Annotated in this window: 15 protein-coding genes; 2 read left to right on the top strand and 13 right to left on the bottom strand. The window is 38.3% G+C overall.

The features are described from left to right. Positions 1 to 5 precede the first annotated feature (5 nt). Entirely contained in the window at positions 6 to 1,004 is a 999-nt protein-coding gene (gene gap, locus AC07VK_RS20850) for a type I glyceraldehyde-3-phosphate dehydrogenase (protein WP_029280245.1), read from the top strand. Positions 1,005 to 1,608: 604 nt separating this feature from the next. Here the strand turns inward: gap and AC07VK_RS20845 are convergent. Genes AC07VK_RS20845 through AC07VK_RS20825 form a run of 5 tightly spaced genes read right to left on the bottom strand, consistent with a single transcriptional unit; the run spans position 1,609 to position 4,767 of the window. Continuing rightward, complete coding sequence (locus AC07VK_RS20845; protein WP_492962818.1) at positions 1,609 to 2,124, bottom strand: hypothetical protein; 516 nt, start codon at positions 2,122 to 2,124, stop codon at positions 1,609 to 1,611. Between the two features lie 41 nt (positions 2,125 to 2,165). After that, a complete protein-coding gene (locus tag AC07VK_RS20840) occupies positions 2,166 to 2,912 on the bottom strand; it encodes a metallophosphoesterase (RefSeq protein WP_492962820.1) in 747 nt (248 codons plus the stop codon). Between the two features lie 9 nt (positions 2,913 to 2,921). Beyond that, positions 2,922 to 3,482: a hypothetical protein gene (locus tag AC07VK_RS20835; RefSeq protein WP_492962822.1), complete on the bottom strand. Its 561-nt coding sequence runs from the start codon at positions 3,480 to 3,482 to the stop codon at positions 2,922 to 2,924. 59 nt (positions 3,483 to 3,541) lie between these two features. Beyond that, positions 3,542 to 3,964 (bottom strand): hypothetical protein, encoded by a 423-nt coding sequence (locus tag AC07VK_RS20830; protein ID WP_492962824.1) that lies wholly within the window; start codon positions 3,962 to 3,964, stop codon positions 3,542 to 3,544. A gap of 23 nt (positions 3,965 to 3,987) precedes the next feature. After that, positions 3,988 to 4,767: a DeoR/GlpR family DNA-binding transcription regulator gene (locus tag AC07VK_RS20825; RefSeq protein ID WP_492962826.1), complete on the bottom strand. Its 780-nt coding sequence runs from the start codon at positions 4,765 to 4,767 to the stop codon at positions 3,988 to 3,990. Positions 4,768 to 4,833: 66 nt separating this feature from the next. Here AC07VK_RS20825 and AC07VK_RS20820 point away from each other — a divergent pair, with 66 nt between their 5' ends. Further along, positions 4,834 to 5,385, top strand: coding sequence for a 5' nucleotidase, NT5C type (locus AC07VK_RS20820; RefSeq protein ID WP_492955410.1), 552 nt, complete (start codon positions 4,834 to 4,836; stop codon positions 5,383 to 5,385). Positions 5,386 to 5,572: 187 nt separating this feature from the next. Here the strand turns inward: AC07VK_RS20820 and AC07VK_RS20815 are convergent, their stop codons facing one another. The 8 genes from AC07VK_RS20815 to glgB all read right to left on the bottom strand — a co-directional run bounded on the left by AC07VK_RS20815 (position 5,573) and on the right by glgB (position 17,300). Beyond that, positions 5,573 to 6,928: a glycine-rich domain-containing protein gene (locus AC07VK_RS20815; protein WP_492962828.1), complete on the bottom strand. Its 1,356-nt coding sequence runs from the start codon at positions 6,926 to 6,928 to the stop codon at positions 5,573 to 5,575. A 416-nt stretch (positions 6,929 to 7,344) separates the two neighbouring features. Next, the gene (locus AC07VK_RS20810) at positions 7,345 to 7,953 is read right to left on the bottom strand and encodes a Crp/Fnr family transcriptional regulator (protein WP_494939823.1); all 609 of its coding nucleotides are present in this window, start codon (positions 7,951 to 7,953) and stop codon (positions 7,345 to 7,347) included. A gap of 366 nt (positions 7,954 to 8,319) precedes the next feature. Then, positions 8,320 to 9,291 carry a PorP/SprF family type IX secretion system membrane protein gene (locus AC07VK_RS20805; protein WP_492962831.1) on the bottom strand — a complete coding sequence of 324 codons (972 nt, stop codon included), beginning with the start codon at positions 9,289 to 9,291 and terminating at the stop codon, positions 8,320 to 8,322. Between the two features lie 40 nt (positions 9,292 to 9,331). After that, complete coding sequence (locus tag AC07VK_RS20800) at positions 9,332 to 10,267, bottom strand: T9SS type B sorting domain-containing protein (RefSeq protein ID WP_492962833.1); 936 nt, start codon at positions 10,265 to 10,267, stop codon at positions 9,332 to 9,334. A gap of 32 nt (positions 10,268 to 10,299) precedes the next feature. Continuing rightward, positions 10,300 to 11,019 (bottom strand): hypothetical protein, encoded by a 720-nt coding sequence (locus AC07VK_RS20795; protein WP_492962835.1) that lies wholly within the window; start codon positions 11,017 to 11,019, stop codon positions 10,300 to 10,302. A 38-nt stretch (positions 11,020 to 11,057) separates the two neighbouring features. Beyond that, on the bottom strand, positions 11,058 to 13,283 hold the full coding sequence (locus AC07VK_RS20790) for an Ig-like domain-containing protein (protein ID WP_492962837.1): 2,226 nt from the start codon (positions 13,281 to 13,283) through the stop codon (positions 11,058 to 11,060). A gap of 436 nt (positions 13,284 to 13,719) precedes the next feature. Continuing rightward, positions 13,720 to 15,156 (bottom strand): AAA family ATPase, encoded by a 1,437-nt coding sequence (locus tag AC07VK_RS20785; protein WP_492962839.1) that lies wholly within the window; start codon positions 15,154 to 15,156, stop codon positions 13,720 to 13,722. 179 nt (positions 15,157 to 15,335) lie between these two features. Then, positions 15,336 to 17,300, bottom strand: coding sequence for a 1,4-alpha-glucan branching protein GlgB (gene glgB, locus AC07VK_RS20780; protein ID WP_492962841.1), 1,965 nt, complete (start codon positions 17,298 to 17,300; stop codon positions 15,336 to 15,338). Positions 17,301 to 17,352: the final 52 nt, after the last annotated feature.

Here is a 17,352-nt window from a genome sequence, read left to right as displayed (position 1 = left end):
GAACAATGAGCAAAATTGGAATAAACGGCTTTGGCCGTATTGGCCGACTGGTTTTCAGAGCCGCATTAAAAAGAGGATTAGATATTGTAGCGATCAACGATTTGATCGAGCCAGATTATATGGCCTACATGTTAAAATATGATACTACACATGGCAAATTTGATGGCACTATTGAAGTTGTTGATGGTAATTTAGTGGTTAATGGTAAAACAATCCGCGTAACCGCAGAAAGAAATCCAGCTGATTTAAAATGGGATGCTGTAGGAGTTGAAGTAGTAATCGAATCTACAGGTTTATTCTTAACCCGTGCTGATGCGGAGAAACACATCGCTGCCGGAGCTAAAAAAGTAGTTTTCTCTGCTCCTGCTAAAGATGGCGATATCCCTACTTACGTAATGGGCGTAAACCACCATAAATTAACTGCAGATCAAACTATTGTTTCTAATGCATCTTGTACTACAAACTGTTTAGCACCAATTGCTAAAGTGTTAAACGATAACTTCGGTATTGTTGAAGGTTTAATGAGCACAATCCATGCGGTAACTGCAACTCAAAAAACAGTTGATGGTCCTTCTGCTAAAGATTGGAGAGGTGGCCGTGGCGGTTTCTCTAACATTATCCCTTCTTCTACCGGCGCTGCTAAAGCAGTAGGTATGGTTTTACCTGAATTAAAAGGTAAATTAACCGGTATGTCTTTCCGTGTTCCTGTTGCTGACGTTTCTGTTGTGGATTTAACTGCACGTTTAGAAAAACCAGCTACTTATGAACAAATCAAAGCAGCTATGAAAGCAGCTTCAGAAGGTGAATTAAAAGGTGTGTTGGCCTATACTGAAGACGAAGTTGTTTCTTCTGACTTTATTGGTGATGACCACGCGTCTATTTTTGATGCAAAAGCAGGCATCTCACTGAACGATAATTTCGTTAAAGTGGTATCTTGGTATGATAACGAGTGGGGATATTCTTCTGCACTAGCTAAATTTGTAGAATATTACGCAAGTTTGTAACAAAAAAAGTGCTTTAAGCACTTTTAAAATATATATAAAAGGCAACATTATTCATTTAATGTTGCCTTTTTATTTTAAACACAATTTTCACCTATAAAATTCCATTCCAAAACTATATCGAAAATTTATTTTATTCAATTTTTACATCAAAAATTCACTTAATCACTTACAAAAACTAAAAAATCGCCAATAAATTTCAAAATAACCACTTTTAATCAGGAATTAAACAAACGTTTGCCTAAATCGTACCATAAATTGACAATATTTAACAATTACTTAACATATTTTTCTGCTATATTTGCAACACAGTCGTTTTAAACATCAAAATCTCCTACAAAAGGGTCGGTAAATAAAAAATGACAAAAAAAATACTTAAAATTTTCTTAGTGTATTTTTTACACTATCAAATTTTTTACTATATTTGTAGAGTAATAAACGGAACGATGTTTATCACCACAAAAAAAGATAAATCATTTTCTTGAAAAACCCCGGTTTAGATAGAAGATTAAAGACAAAGCCTGGCTCATAACAGGTTTATATTTGGTTAGAAAAAAGAGACAAGTCTGGATAGATTGTCTCTTTTCTTATTTAAGGGGAAATTGAATTAAGATTTATTTTTTAACCATTCATTAATTCTTACTTCATCAAACGCCAATCTATCTTTAAAATTTGTCAACATTAATAAGTAGTCTTTTTTATCGAAGTTTAGTTCTTCTATTTTATCAAACCATTCAACACTAGTACCAATCTTTTCAGGTTCCCATTCCTTTGTTTGATCTAAGCCTACTCTCTTCCATTGTACGAGGTTACCACAATTTCTAATCTCTGCGACAATTAAAGTACAGGAAAAATCATTATCATCAGGACACATTAAAACTGGACAGATGGTTGTTTGGTTTTCTTCTGGCAGTATCCGTTTCCAGACCACAGCTTTTTCTGTTTCGATCTCCATCCAATATACAAGTGTCGGAATGAGCCCTTTGTACATATTGTTAGGATATAGCTCATCGATTTTTTCATCTAACCAATAACCGTCAATAAAATAATTTATAAAATCCCAATGGCCTTCATAATCACTTTTATCTAATAGTCCTTCAATTCTGTTAATTAAACAATCCATAACATTTATTATTCTAATACGCACATGTCCTAATTGCAGTCCTATACTTCTATTATCAATTCTTTATCATAACCATTATATTTTTCACTAATATACCCATGAGGATTACAAATAATCTCAGTTTCACCAAGATTATACCTTACCGGGGTATGGATATGACCGTGAATCCAGTAAGCAGGTTTGTATTTGATGATGACATCTTCAAGATCTGACGCATAAGCTGAAGCAACCGGATCCTTTCTGTACCCCTCTGGCACAGATATTATACTTGGCGCATGATGGGTAATCACAACGTTTTTATATGCCTTTGATTCTTCAAGGCTTTTCTGCAACCATTTTTTAGAAATCTGATGGATTTTATAGGTATCGATTGTCCTTAATTTTGAGTACGAAGGATCCCTTCTAATCATCCGGTAATCATTCATTTTGCCCTGACAGATTATACCATATTCTACAGGATTTCCGAATAGTGAAAAATCTGTCCATAAAGTAGCCCCATGAAATCTTATCCCTTCGAGTTCAATACTATCATTCTCCAGCACGCTAACATTAGAACCTCTTGACGCATCTATTATTTTATTGAGCGTGTTGGGATATGTTCCTTTATAATATTCGTGGTTGCCTAAAACATAAATTACAGGTTTTTCTGGAATATTTTCTTTAATCCATTCAATACCTTTTGTACCTAAATTGATGTCGCCCGCCAGAATAACCAGATCAGCATTTCCGAAAGATAATTCAGAAACACCAAATTCTTGATGTAAATCACTTATAATCTGTATTTTCATTTATTCGGTTTATCTCCCAATTGTTTTGTGTCGCCAAACAGCAATCACGTTGGTATCAGCATGGTGTTCTTCAGGATTATTTTCCAATAGAAGCTTCTTTATTTCATATGCTTTTTTAAAGTCGCCAATAAGCCCTTTATCGTTTAAATCTGACGGTAGAAATGATTCATCAAAACCGCCGCAATTGGTTAAAGCACTAATATCAAATTCCTGATCCAACAGTTCATAACCTACAAATTCATACCCATCAACCAAGATATCGCTACATGCCCGATCTGGTTCTACAACAACAGTCAAGAGATTAAATTTATTTCTAGGAGCCATTCGTCTGAAAACATAATCGAGTGTTGTAAAAAAGTTAGTCTGATAAAATTCTACAACATGGATAAAATCCCAATCTGATTCATTATTATAATCCGGCTCAACTAAAACATCATTTAACATACCGTCCAGCGAAACAAGCTCTGTTAAATGTGGCAGCCTGGCCCATTCGATATAGCTACCCCAAGACATCCCATCCCCATCATAATCTTTATCGTAAGTCCCTCTTGCAGTATATAAAAAATCCATTGATAAATCGTTTTCGGTAAGACACATCTCTAAAACTATCTTTTAAGATATAAAGACCATCATTGCCACAAAAGGCAATTGACATTGTACACCCAAACACTTTTGATCGGCTTACCCTTAATAACTGGGGCTTTCCATCCTTCCATTGTTAATAACCTAGCCTTAACTTGTTCTCTTTCAGCGTTAGGAAGATTGAGCAATGGAAAGCCAACATCGTAAACTTTACCTTTTTCATCTATAAACAGACTTATTCTTAATTTTGATGGTGGACTTTGATTCTTATGCTCAGTTACATATCTGTCTACAATAGGCATTATCGCTTCATCCAAATCTTTGTGGAGCAAGGACATTTTTCCATCTTTATAAACTGGCAACCTATTTTCGAAAGCAATCGGCTTTGTGGGTACTTTTTTCGACTGGGCATAACTTCTAAGAGAGCAAAAAACCATAAGACATAAAAGAAATAGAGACGCGCTTTTCATCTCATGAAGATATAAAAAAATCACTAAAGCACTTCAATGCCCAATTGTTTGTAAGGCTCCAGGATCGCATTATCAGGACCTGTTTCAGTGATAATTACATCTACATCGGTAACCGGGCAAACATAGTAAGGCTCCACGGTATTTATTTTCTCAAGCGCGGATAGCGCAATGATTTTCTGCGCCTGGTTAATCATGATATTGTTCAGCTGGGCATCTTCATATATTATGGAGGTAATGCCCATGCTATAGTGCAAACTACAAATGCCAAGCATACAGACATCAGCCCTGACCTTTCTAAAAGTATCGATGGTTTCTTGTCCCATAGTGGTAAATGCCGTTTTATGCAATCTTCCGCCGGCAAATATCACTTCGGCATTGGGATGGTCTTCTAAAATATTGGCAACTGGAAAGCTGTTCGTAATAATGGTGATTTTTAAATCTTTAGGCAATGCGGCAGCCAGCGCCACTACCGAGGTACCGCCATCGAAAAATAGCACCTGACCATCTTTCAAAAAGCCTAAGGCTTTGTTTGCAATAACCTGCTTGTGCTGCTGATTGTACTTTTCCCTATCCCGGTAATGCTGTGGAATGGGCGAATGGGAAATTGCGCCACCCCTAACCGCTCTGAGTAGCCCTTGCATATCGAGCTCCTTAATATCACGGCGTACAGTATCTTCTGATACATTTAACAACGCACTCAATTCGTTCAGCCGTACTTTACTGTCCTTTTCCAGGGTATTAATAATGATCTGCAGACGCTCTTCTTTTACCATAACAATGCAATATGTTGCAAATATATACATTTATCAAGATTATAATTTGCAATATATTGCAATATTAAATATTTTTGCTGCAAAATATAGCAGATAATGAGAAAATCAATAGGCATTGATATGGATGGCGTTCTCGCCGACATAGAAGACCATATACTTCAGACCTACCAGGCAGAAACAGGCATTTCGCTTACCCGCAATGATATAAAAGGTAAATCGGAAGAAGAACTTTTTCCGGATAGGGCAATGGTCATGAAGATATGCAATAGAACAGGCTTTTTCAGAAACCTGCCTGTTATGGAAGGTGCTGTTGAAGCCGTAAAAAAACTAATGGAAGACTACGAGATCTATATCGTTTCAGCCGCTATGGAATTCCCTTTATCGCTCTTCGAAAAACGCGAGTGGCTTGCAGAGCACTTTCCTTTTATCAGCTGGAAGAATATCATCTTTTGTGGCGATAAGCGCATAATAGATACCGATTATTTAATTGACGACCATTGTAAAAACCTTGATTTCTGTAAGGGAAAAGCCTTAATGTTTACAGCATTTCACAATGTAGAAAAAGATCATCACCAAAGGATAAATCACTGGAATGAGGTATCATCATTATTGAAGGAACTTGAAGAGACAAATCTTGCAATCGTCTAGTTAACATTTAGCCCTCTCATATCATATGCCAGGAATAAAAAAAGGATGTAACCATTGGCTACATCCTCTATCTAAATTAACGCTCTCAACTAGAAGTTGATATAAGGCTCTCACCCCTTATGCCCACAATATTACGGCAGAAAGATTAAGATTTGATGAAGATTTTGTTTTAAAGCAAAAAAAATTATTAGTCGCCTCCACAACCACCGCAGCTACCGCAAGAACTTCCACAGGATGAACCACAAGAACTGGCTCCGCCGCCGTCTCCCCCTCTACTCCTTTCGTAACTTACCAATGGAACAAGAGTTGCAGTTAACACAGCCGATCCATATAAAAAGTAACTCCATCGCCAATCCTGTTCATCTTTTATTGCAGGCAAAATTGCCGATTTATACAAATCAGGTATGGTACGGATGCAAAACTGCTGATTGAGTGCATAAAGGTGTTTAACCATAAAAATCACCAAAAATCCTGTCAGAAGTGCAATCTCAAAAGTGGGTTTATCCCTTATAATACCTGTTATCAAGCGAATGAGCGGAAACATAGTAAGTGTTGCAAAAACTGCAAAATTCAAGTAAAACAGTCGTGCAAACTGTTTCGACTGGCTGAAATACCATTTAAACATGTTCATACTTTTGGCAGTATTTCTGAAAATCGCTCTTGTCTGCAATTGCCCTAGCAGTTCTGGGTAGAAGACTTCGCCTTTATCTTTTAATACCGAAACAACCTGGAGCTGCTCTCCTGAAAGGCTATCTACTTCTTTTGAAATATAAATACGGCGACGGGCATTTACATTTAGTACACCTGCATGAATAAGTTCGCTTATGGCCCCGTTTATTACCTCGGCAAGTTTCTGTCTTTTAAGATAAATCAGTTCAAATGGTTTAAGGTGGTAAACGAACGACTGCCGATCGAAATCGCGCGCAATCTGTTTAAATCTGTTTTTGGTATATAAACTGAGTATTACATAGGCGGGAAGCGCCAACCCGAGAAAACCCAAAATAAAATAAGGGTTATCAATATGGATATAAACAGGTTTAAGCAAATAATAAAATGGAACAGAAAGCAAGATGAAAACCAGTACACCGTATAAGATAAAAAAACCAGTCTTAAGTTTGGCCGATTCAAGCTTCAAGCCGGCCAACATGGTATCATATTCCCAAATAGCTTTGGGCTGTGCGCCAAAATGATCAAGGTAAACGCGCTTCGTCTGTTCTTTTGCCAGCCTAAACTGCTCTGCCTGCTCTTTTTGATGTGTAGAGGGCACATGCTGGATCTGCTTACCAACCAGCGCACAAAAATCCTGATAAGATTGTGTAAAAATGAGGTGCTGATGCCAAACCGTATCGACAATGGCTGAAGGGGAAACCATTACATCAGAAATGGCAGCCAAATACATAAATTTTTTATATTCTAGTATGGCTTTTTCGGTAAAGTCTTTTGTCCATTGGTTTTCACTAGCCAACCTGATCGAAAAGCTATATTCGCCCGGTGGATGATCGAAATCAAATTGCTGTATGCTTTTCCAGAGGGTATCATTCATATCCAGATGCCACTTACTTTTCAAATTCCAGCCACTTCCCTATCTTTTTCCAGGGAATGCCAAGTAACATAATTAATAATCCAACTACTACTTCCATATATAAATATACTACTAATCAGAAACATTAACAATATTGAGTAAAGGCTTAACGTGTATATAAGCACTGGCAGGCTGAAACAAAATAAGCCTCCCTTAAAAGAGAGGCTTACGAGTGTAATCTAAATCGTCCCGTTGATTTAATTTTTACTTACCCAAATTTAAACACAAATATGATGTTTGGTATATGCAATTTAAGGTTGTACATCAATATGTAAAAAGTGTATAATGTATGTAAACATAGCGTTTAAAATGCATATTCTTTCCGCACGGATTTATCTAACCTGTTATGACCGACCGGGAAATAGTTTTTTAGTTAACTACACCAGCTCTCTTACCAGCTTACTTCGTATACGGCTAAGTGTTTCCAAACGCATACCTAAATAACTGGCGATGCATCTTAATGGCACTCTAGATATATCAAAAGAGTTCATTTCCAAGAATTTTTCATAACGCCTTTCTGCCGAAGGAATTCGAGCTATTATAGCCCGCTCTGAGGCGGCATGATACTGGAGCGCTAAAATCTTTCTGCCAATAACATTCGTTTCCTGGTAACTGGCGTAAAGCTCATCAATCAATAAGTGTGGGATGGCAACCAATTCTGAATTTTCCAATGCCTGCAAATATTCAATTGAGGGTTGGGTGTTTGCATCGGGATGTTGAATCGCTCCAATAAATTCATTACCTAAACTGATCCAAGTGGTAATCTCTTTATTACCTTCTTTAATAAAACCTCTTACCATGCCTGATACTACAAAAAAAACATAATCATTATTATCAATAGGCGATAAAATGTATTTATTTTTCTTGATTAGCAGCGCATCTACATTTTTTTCTATTTCCTGGATAAATCCAGAGGTTATAGGGCATAAACTGCTGAAATAATTTAATACAGCGTTCACTAAAAATACCTTTCGGGATTCGAGCATACACAAATAGGGATAGACTTTAGACCCTTAATAATAGTATTTTTTAACGAAATATAAAAATAAAGTAGATTATTGAGCCAATTATGATGTTTAAATACCTCTATAATGAGAATTTCTTAATATTTTGAAGCACAAACTGATTTATTCTAGCAAAAAATGCTAAGCTTAATCTTAAAGAACCCGAATAGAGTAAACATAACAGAAGCTGACCATCTTAATGTAACAGGTAAAGTAAAATATTTTTGCAACATTCATTTCGTTCATTTTTTTTTACAAAAAACAATGCATGTAGCCCATGCAGAGATAATAGACGTTCAGTAAAAAAGAAAAGAAATAAAGAAAGTCCGGACAGAAAGCACCCGATTATTAAAAGTAACATTTTGGCCTTCTGCTTTTTGCAGTTTGCAGATAATACCCAATAGATATTTCGTGCGAACCATAATCATAGCTGCCGAATTTATTTAAACTATAATCGTAACCATAGCCAATCCGGAGGTTTTCGCGGACAAAGAACTCGGTAATCAATCCGATGGCACTCCTTGCCCTTAAATCGCTTTGTAATGCTGGCTTAGGATAAAATTTTACGGAGGTCCTATAGGCAGCACCTAACCAAATTTTTTCTTTGATCATTAAAAAAGCATTAAGATCCAATGAGGTCGGCCCGTTCAAATCATCTTTAATCAAAAAAGTAGGTTTGAACATAAAATCATTGTTCACTGGAAATACCATTCCCGCCGTTAAATAAAAATGCGGCTTAGAAGTAATACTTAAGAGATTATTATCCCTAAAAACAGGAAGGTATTGTGTAAGCAGGTTATTGGCAGAGAAACCGATAAAGAATTTTTCATTCGAATAATGTACACCGGCCCTAATATCCGGTACAATACGGCTTTCATATCCTGTTGGAATCTTGTTATCGCCAGTTTCATTTGGATCTAACAAACTCCCGTTTAGCCCCATTTGCATTACGCCCACTCCAACGCCAAAAGCAAGTACATTGGTTTCGGTACGGTCTAGCTTAATGCGGTAAGCAAAATTCCCTGATAGGTTTAATGAGTTCTGTGCGCCAATTTTATCTTTCGACACCAATAAACCCAAACCTAAACTTTCTTCCTTAACCGCTTCATCTACCGATATGGAAAGCGTTTGAGGAGCGCCCTGAATACCCGTCCATTGAGCCCGGATAAAAGCCTGCATATATAGTTCTTCTTTGTAGCCCGCATAAGCTGGGTTGATGTATAAACCATTGAACATATATTGTCCAAACTGGGCATTCTGCTGAGCGAACAGACAAAGGAAAATTAAATTAAATAATGCCGTTACAACAATCTTTTTCATCTGTATAATTTAGTTTCATACCCTCATATTTTAAATCCACTTATCTGATTACAGTAACATAACCTTTAAATTCCTGCCATTGAGCACTTGCAGTTTTCACTTTAAGCACATAGAAATACGTTCCATCTACCAAACCGTTAGCTGTCCAGTCATTTAAATAACTATCTTTTTCATAAACAGTACTTCCCCAGCGGTTAATAATGGTAAGCTGGTTTTCGCTATAGCGGTCTAAGCGTTCAATAAAAAAGGTTTCATTTTTTCCATCGCCATTTGGCGTAAACACATTAGGTATTTTAAGCCCTGTAATTTCTTTGGTATCAACTGATGTATTATTAGACGGATCGGGATCTATTTCGTTGATGGTAACCCTGGCACTATTAACAACATTACCAGGTTTCATTGCCCTTACATTAATGATCAGCTCAACAAAACTGCCGTTGGCAAGTGATGGGATCGCCCAGGAAACTGTCTTGGTTTGATCGTTATAACTTGCGGTACCAACAATTGTAGGATCGACACTTACAAAGGTTAAATTTTCTGGAAGGTCATCCTTTACCTGTATGTTGGTAGCTTCACCAAGTCCGTTATTGCGCACCAATAAATTGTATTTAAATACCTCAGTATTGATTACCTGTCTGGTTTCAGATCTTTTAACTATGGAAACATCTGCTGATATGGCTGTCTCCATCACCACTTCCATTTCTTCTGACAGATCAGAGCTACAGCCACCCAAACTAAAAGTAATAACGGTATATTTCCCTGCGGTATTTACAACATAATCTTGCTCGGTAGCCCCCAAAATGGCATCTCCATTTCTGAACCATTGATAAGAGGTAGCACCTGTACCATTGGCCCTCAGTTTAACAGTAACGCCTGGTTTAAGATTAAGCGTATTCGGATTGCCAGATTGCGCAAAGCATGCTGCTGCAGAAAGCAGCAGCACGCCGAACGCAATTATCCTTAACCTGTTAAACATCACGATAGTTAAACCTTATAAACAATAACACCTTATGGCGCTACAGTGATAGTTGCTTTACCTGGTTTAACGGTAACGGTAATGGCTTTACTCGCAGTTGCAGTACAAGTTGTTGCAGGTACAATCTGAACACCACCTGTAGCATAACTTCCAATAGCAGTGAAAACATACGCACCTGGAGCCACGCCAGCTTTAAGTGTAAAGGTATCTCCAGAACTAGATGCCGTACCTAAAGTTGTAATGTCTGCTACGGCAGTACCGCCTAGCGTTGCAGACCAAACATAAGTCATGGTTACACCAGTTGGCAATGTTATTGAGGCATCCTTACTCGCTGTAATTACCGTGGCCGCTGTTTGATCGGTACAATAAACACTTCCTGGAGCTGCAACAGCGATAATAGGCGCAGGTAATTTTTCTACAACGGTATTGTCAGAGGCATCACTGGGACAGAGATTCGCATCCGCTGGCTGAACCTGAACAGAGTAAGTATGGTTTCCGACAGCCAATCCTGCTGCGATCTGATAAAAAGCATTTGTTCCATCAAATACAACTGGAGCTTGCGCAGTTCCATCAACGGTCCATACAATTTTATCGCCGTTAACAGGTGTATAACCAGTGAAAGTTGGATTCAATTTTACAGTACCTGTTCCGCACAGGTATACATTTGGCGCTTGTGCAAAGGCACCCAGCGGCAATAAAAACATTAAAAATACAAAGATTCTTAGGTTGCGTTTTGTAGATTTTTTCGTCATGATGTTAATTTGTTAGGGATGAATAATTTATTTTCTTTTTAATTAATAGATACTGTGGGTTTATGTGGCACAAGCTTTACCCTAAAACTAAAAGGGATAGCCCGTTCGCAGCCATTTGCATTTTTAATGGTCAATACCCCTTGATATACTGCTACCGGTGTATTTGATGGAACGTTGATCGTAATTTCATTTGGTGGCAAGGCTTGATTTGAAACATTCGAAATTGGTCCAGCCACCCAGGTGATGCTGTAGCTAACAGGATTAAAAACCGGATTAGTGTAAGCCATTTTGGTTGTATTAAGTCCCTCACAAATACCTGGATTTGATTCCAGCGTTAAATTTGGCTGCGGATTTACGGTTAAATTAAAATCCACTTTCTTCCCACAATAGGTAACATCATCAGCAATAGTGTAACTAATTACGGCACCGCCAGCGGCAACAGCTGTAACTTTTCCTGTAACATCTATCGTTGCAATGGTGGCATCACTAGTACTCCAAATGCCAGAAGGATTATCATTGGTTAAAGTTGTGGTAGTTCCTGCACAGATGGTATTTACGCCAATAATCGGATTTACAACAGCAATAGGTTTAACATTTACCAATACTGCTTTACGCCCCCCGGCATTCTTACAGCCTGTTAATGTATTAATGGCTTCTACGTAGTAGGTAGTATTCGCATTAAGGGCAGGTGTTGTATAGGTTGCCCCAGTATTAAAGGGTGTAACTCCATTGGCAGTGGTGTACCAATTGTAGGTATATTGGGTGATATCGGAATTGCTGACCGCTAACGTAGCCGTTGCTCCGCTGCAGATTGTTGTGCCCGGAACATCGAGCGGAGGTAACGGATTAACCTTTAATTTTACACGGAGCCTTTCAGAAACCCCTGTTACGCAGTAGGTTCTGCTACCTTGTACATAATAACTATAATCTCCGGCAAGTAGGGAGGATGGAGGAGTATAATTTTCTCCGGTATGCAACAAATTGCCTCCTGTTTCAGCATCGTACCATTTATATTCTGTACAGGCCTGTGGATTGTTAACGGAAAAGGTGGTGGTTTCTCCCTGACAGATGGCCCTGGCATCTTCAGCAATAGGATCGATCAATGTGCGTGGTTTAGCCAATTTTCTTTTAATATCGTAAACCTGAAGTGAGCCCAGCACACCGGCCAATCCACCGGTAGTAATTTCTAAACGGTCGTAAACCTCGCTAATCGGAAAGGTTAATATATATTTATCTGTGGAACCCGGAAAAAGCCTAAGATTTAGAAAAGTCCCTGTATTATCGAAAGCATTCCCCGCTTTGACTCCATTTAAATAAGGTTGAATGATAAATCCCGTAAGTAAACTCAGATTAAGTAATCCGCCCCCTGGCTTACCTATTATAATGCTCACAGAATCTTTCGGCTGAGAAGGTTTATTAAATATTGCCGTAAGGTATATTTTGTTTAATACCGAGACCCCAACATCCATCAGCGCATAGCTATCTTTATCGCTATCTATTGAATTGAAAGGATCAGTTACCTTTCCTGTTGCATTTAACACCCCACCAATAACAGTAGGCTGTACTCCCGATAAAACATCAATTACTTCATCACAATCAATCTTATCAGTAGTCGTTTCCATAATGTAGGCATGGAAAAGCTTTGTAGACAATACTACCGAAAGTAAATTGCCCGATACCTTTACATAAATCCCGTTATATATCTGGTTGGGCGTGAGTGTAATCTCAACCTCTCCCGAACCGCTAATTACACCGGCTATATTGGTAGCGTTATAAATTGGAACAGTAGTTGCCTCATATCCCGCATCATGGCCTGGACCAAGCAATCCCAATAATGGCCAATCAGCAGCAACAGTATGCAAACCTGTAAATGTTCCTATCTCTACACCGCTTAGAACGCTTAACACTTCGGTGGGAAGTGAAATTTTAATTGTAACGGGAGTATTTGCAGGAATTGATCTGGGTGAACCTCCAGCAGCACTAAACTGTAAGAATTGTGTCGAAGATGCCAAGCCTGCCAAGCCAAGTCCAACGCCCAATGTTGATGCATCTTTAACCTGTCCGTTAACAGCATTTGCAGCATCTGAAATGGTACCCATAATTAAAGACCCGCCTAATACCTTAAATCCGTATTGGATCGATCCTTGAAAATCTGCGTAAGTACGCTTTGTATTTTCACACTGTGCTACAACCTGCGCACGCAAATACGTGGGCACAAGAAAAAGCACAAGCACCAAGAAAGATAGACAAGAGCGTCTTTTCAATTGCTTAAAGTAAAGGGAAAAATAAATAGTTTGTTTGCTCGTTGATACAAAAGTACAGCGGCGCAGAGGCAAATTTTCCGTTCACTTCATTCATTACCCCTCCCACAGCACTGTAAAAGCCTGTTTTATTGATATTTATCAACAAAACTAAAGAACTTAAAAATTACGGACATCCTTGTAGATGGTTAATGTTGAAAATATTCCAACAAGTGAGCATAACCGATATTTTTTTACTGGTAATGAAAGAACTTAAAATACCAATCGGCAGGAATAATTGATGGCTAAGAGACTGCCATATTTTTTTAGTAAATAATACTTGCAAGAAACAATGGTTATTGTATCTTTGCACCCTCTCTGGAAGCTTCCACTCCAGAGTTTAAGAAAGCCTTCCAGCAATGGGAGGCTTTTCTTATTTTAAATTGACTGATCAGTTTGGCTAATCATCAAACAGCACATCCATTGTAATCTCTTTTTGTACCAAACCTGGGTAGCGTCCGCTATTTGCGATTCCATAAGTTGTAATCATAGTCAAGAACAGTGCTTTTCTTGTTCTGGTTTGATATTGAAATACCTTTAGTTTGCTGGCTAATTCCTTTTCATAAGATTTAGTAATTTCAAAAGGCACAATAGAGAATTTAACTTCACATATATTTATACAAGAATCATTTCGATCAATAAGCAGATCAATCTGTACACCTTGTTCTTCTCTGTTTTTTGGCAAATAACGCCAAACAGATATTTCGGTATAAACATTATCTATCCCTATTGCTTTTTTAATCTGAGCGGTATGTTTCATGCAGATACTCTCAAAGGCATACCCGCTCCAGCTTTTCCATGATGTACCCGAATAAAATTTCAACCAGGTTCCAGCGCCCGTTGCTTTATTTCCGTCAATAAATTTGAGATAAAATATCGAATACTCATCAGTTAGTTTGTACAAAGAGTCTTTACTATTTTTACCAAAGGGAATATAAGGCGTAATAAAACCAGATTCTGCAAGTTCTGCAAGTAGCTGTGTAGCGTAACCGCCGCTGCTTAGCTTACAGGCATTAATAATTTCGGTACGTGTTAATCCTTTGCCTTTTTTTGCCAATGCCTGAACAATATCAATGTGATTTTCTGCCTTATCGAACAATGAATAATACAGGTTTTTAAATTCTTCAAGAAGCAGCCCATCTTTGGTAAAAAACAGCCTGTCTATAATCTGAGCCACACTCTCGCCAGGTTCTATTTCTTTAAGATACTGTGGTATGCCCCCCATAGCCATGTACACCTGCAAGAGCTGGTACTTATCGAGCTTTATTTTTCTGTATTTAAGGTATGCTGCGGTTTCGCCAACAGTAAAAGGAAGAAGTCTTATCCTCCTCGTTACACGGTTATGCAATCCTCCTCGGTTATTAATCACCTTATTGATCATCCAGGAAGCTGCAGAACCACAGATAACAACGATAAGTTTTTTTTGCCTTGAAGCCCAGCTGTTCCAAAAATTTTCAAATGCAGGCAAAAATCCTGAGCGGGGCGTATTAATCCAGGGAAATTCGTCAATAAAAATGACTGTTCTTTCTTTTTTTACTAAGGGCGTGAGGTATTGGACTAGCATTTCAAAAGCAGCTATCCAACTTTCTGGTTTGGCTAAAGGAAAACCACCTGTTACTTTTGTAAGTGCCAAACTAAAGTTTTCTAACTGCTGATTTAATGTTGCATGATGAATGCCAGAAAATTCAAATGCAATTTCTTTAGTAAAACCATTTCTAATTAAGTAAGTCTTTCCTACCCGTCTACGTCCATATACAGCAATCAATTCACTTTCACCAGATTTCTCGATCTTGCTTAACAGCAATTTTTCTTCAGTTCTTCCTACAACCTGTTCCATAAACATTTAATTTACAGTAACAAATATAACCAAAAATTGAGTTTTGGCGTAATATAAAAATACATATTACGCCAAAACCATGTTTTTATATGTAGTTTTGGCGTAATATAAAAATGTATATCACGCCAAAACTATGTTTTTACATGTGGTTTTGGCGTGATATAGGAACCAATAATATTTTACTTGCTCTTAAAAATTGTTACAGCCAAAGGTGGCAGATCGACAACGACCGAGTATTCCTGTCCGTTATAATTTTCCAGATCAGGGATGATATCCCCTCTATTATTAATGCCGCCTCCATAATAAACAATGTCATCGGTATTAAAAATTTCTGTCCATTTGGTTTTAAAAGGCACCCCAATTCTATAATTCTCACGCACTACCGGCGTTAAGTTTATTGCAATAACCAAAGTATCTTTTGCTTTTGGTCCTTTGCGCATAAATGTGAAGACAGATTCGTTTGCATTATCGGCATCGAGCCATTGGAAGCCTTCGTAACTAAAATTGAAATGATACAATGCGGGTTCTTTGCGGTACAGAAAGTTTAAAGCCTTAACCGTTTCCTGCATGCCCTTGTGCGGTGCGTATTGAAGCAAATGCCAATCTAGCGATTGCGTGAAGTTCCATTCGTTGGTTTCGCCAAACTCATTCCCCATAAAAAGCAGTTTTGCTCCCGGATGGGTGAACATATAACCATAAAGTGCCCTTAAATTCGCAAATTTCTGCCAGTCATCTCCAGGCATTTTATACAACATTGGCGATTTACCGTGTACGACTTCATCATGAGAGAAAGGCAACATGAAATTTTCGGTAAAGGCATAAGTCATGCTAAAGCTCAACTGATGGTGGTGGTGTTTCCGGCCTAGGGTTTCTACTTTGAAATACTTTAAGGTATCGTTCATCCAGCCCATCATCCATTTCATGCCAAAACCTAATCCGCCGGCATGTACCGGATGGGTTACACCAGGGTAAGTACTGCTTTCTTCAGCAATGGTCTGTACGCCCTCGAAATTTCCATATACGGCAACATTCAGATCCTGCAAAAACTGTATGGCCCCAAAGTTTTCACTTCCACCATATTCGTTTGTTGCGGCATCTCCATCTTCTCTGGAGAAATTGAAATATAACATTGATGCCACTGCATCTACTCGTAAGCCATCTGCGTGGTATTGGTCAATCCAAAACAAGGCATTACTAATCAGAAAAGAGCGTACCTCGTTTCGATCGTAATTGAAAATATATGATTTCCAGTCTGGATGAAAGCCTTTCCGCATATCGGCGTGTTCGTAAAGATGTGTTCCATCAAACTCATATAAACCATGCCTATCACCAGGAAAATGAGAAGGAACCCAATCCAATATTACTGCAATATCTGTTTTATGGAGCTCATCAATCAGATACATTAAATCCTGCGGAGAACCATAGCGTGAACTTGCGCCAAAATAACCTGTAATCTGATAACCCCAGCTCGGGAAATATGGAAACTCCATTACAGGCATCAGTTCTACGTGCGTAAAACCCATTTCCTTTACATAAGGCACTAGCCTGCCCGCAACTTCCCTGCAGGTTAAAACACGTTCCGGATTTTCCGGATCGCGCTCCCAAGAGCCCAGATGTATCTCATATACTGAGATGGGTTGATCCAAAGCATTTATTTTTGCTCTTTTCTTTAGCCAGGCTTTATCTTTCCAGGTGTAATCGGTATCCCAAACAATACAAGCTGTTTGTGGCGGATGTTCCCATCTTCTGGCATAAGGATCGCCTTTTAAATGCTCAGATTCATCAAAACCTTTAACAAAGTATTTATAAACTTCGCCCTTTGCAATTCCAGGGATAAAACCTTCCCAAATGCCCGATTTATCCCACCGTACGCTCAGCGGATGTGAAGCATTGTCCCAATCGTTAAAATTACCCACTACACTTACACGGATGGCATTGGGTGCCCAAACCGAAAAATAAGTTCCAGCGGTTCCATCAACGGTAATTAAATGTGAGCCCATTTTCTCGTAAAGCCTAAAATGCTTTCCTACAAGAAAAAGATCGATATCGTAATCGGTAAATAAACTGTGGACCCAAACGGATTTCTGTTGATCAGTTTTTGGTTGGGATGATTTTTTTACAGGAACTTTTTTTGCTGCTGGCATAGGTATTTTGGCTAGATAAATGAAGCCCCAAATACCAAACAGCATTTGGGGC

The organism is Pedobacter sp. GW821-FHT01D05, from assembly GCF_059422505.1.
This window is presented reverse-complemented; position numbering and strand designations above follow the sequence as displayed.

Coding starts and splice junctions, on each gene's coding strand:
- AC07VK_RS20795 (WP_492962835.1), bottom strand. CDS start 11,019: ATGACGAAAAAATCTACAAAACGCAACCTAAGAATCTTTGTATTTTTA.
- AC07VK_RS20805 (WP_492962831.1), bottom strand. CDS start 9,291: ATGAAAAAGATTGTTGTAACGGCATTATTTAATTTAATTTTCCTTTGT.
- gap (WP_029280245.1), top strand. CDS start 6: ATGAGCAAAATTGGAATAAACGGCTTTGGCCGTATTGGCCGACTGGTT.
- AC07VK_RS20785 (WP_492962839.1), bottom strand. CDS start 15,156: ATGGAACAGGTTGTAGGAAGAACTGAAGAAAAATTGCTGTTAAGCAAG.
- AC07VK_RS20800 (WP_492962833.1), bottom strand. CDS start 10,267: ATGTTTAACAGGTTAAGGATAATTGCGTTCGGCGTGCTGCTGCTTTCT.
- glgB (WP_492962841.1), bottom strand. CDS start 17,300: ATGCCAGCAGCAAAAAAAGTTCCTGTAAAAAAATCATCCCAACCAAAA.
- AC07VK_RS20810 (WP_494939823.1), bottom strand. CDS start 7,953: ATGCTCGAATCCCGAAAGGTATTTTTAGTGAACGCTGTATTAAATTAT.
- AC07VK_RS20835 (WP_492962822.1), bottom strand. CDS start 3,482: ATGGATTTTTTATATACTGCAAGAGGGACTTACGATAAAGATTATGAT.
- AC07VK_RS20830 (WP_492962824.1), bottom strand. CDS start 3,964: ATGAAAAGCGCGTCTCTATTTCTTTTATGTCTTATGGTTTTTTGCTCT.
- AC07VK_RS20825 (WP_492962826.1), bottom strand. CDS start 4,767: ATGTATATATTTGCAACATATTGCATTGTTATGGTAAAAGAAGAGCGT.
- AC07VK_RS20820 (WP_492955410.1), top strand. CDS start 4,834: ATGAGAAAATCAATAGGCATTGATATGGATGGCGTTCTCGCCGACATA.
- AC07VK_RS20815 (WP_492962828.1), bottom strand. CDS start 6,928: ATGAATGATACCCTCTGGAAAAGCATACAGCAATTTGATTTCGATCAT.
- AC07VK_RS20845 (WP_492962818.1), bottom strand. CDS start 2,124: ATGGATTGTTTAATTAACAGAATTGAAGGACTATTAGATAAAAGTGAT.
- AC07VK_RS20840 (WP_492962820.1), bottom strand. CDS start 2,912: ATGAAAATACAGATTATAAGTGATTTACATCAAGAATTTGGTGTTTCT.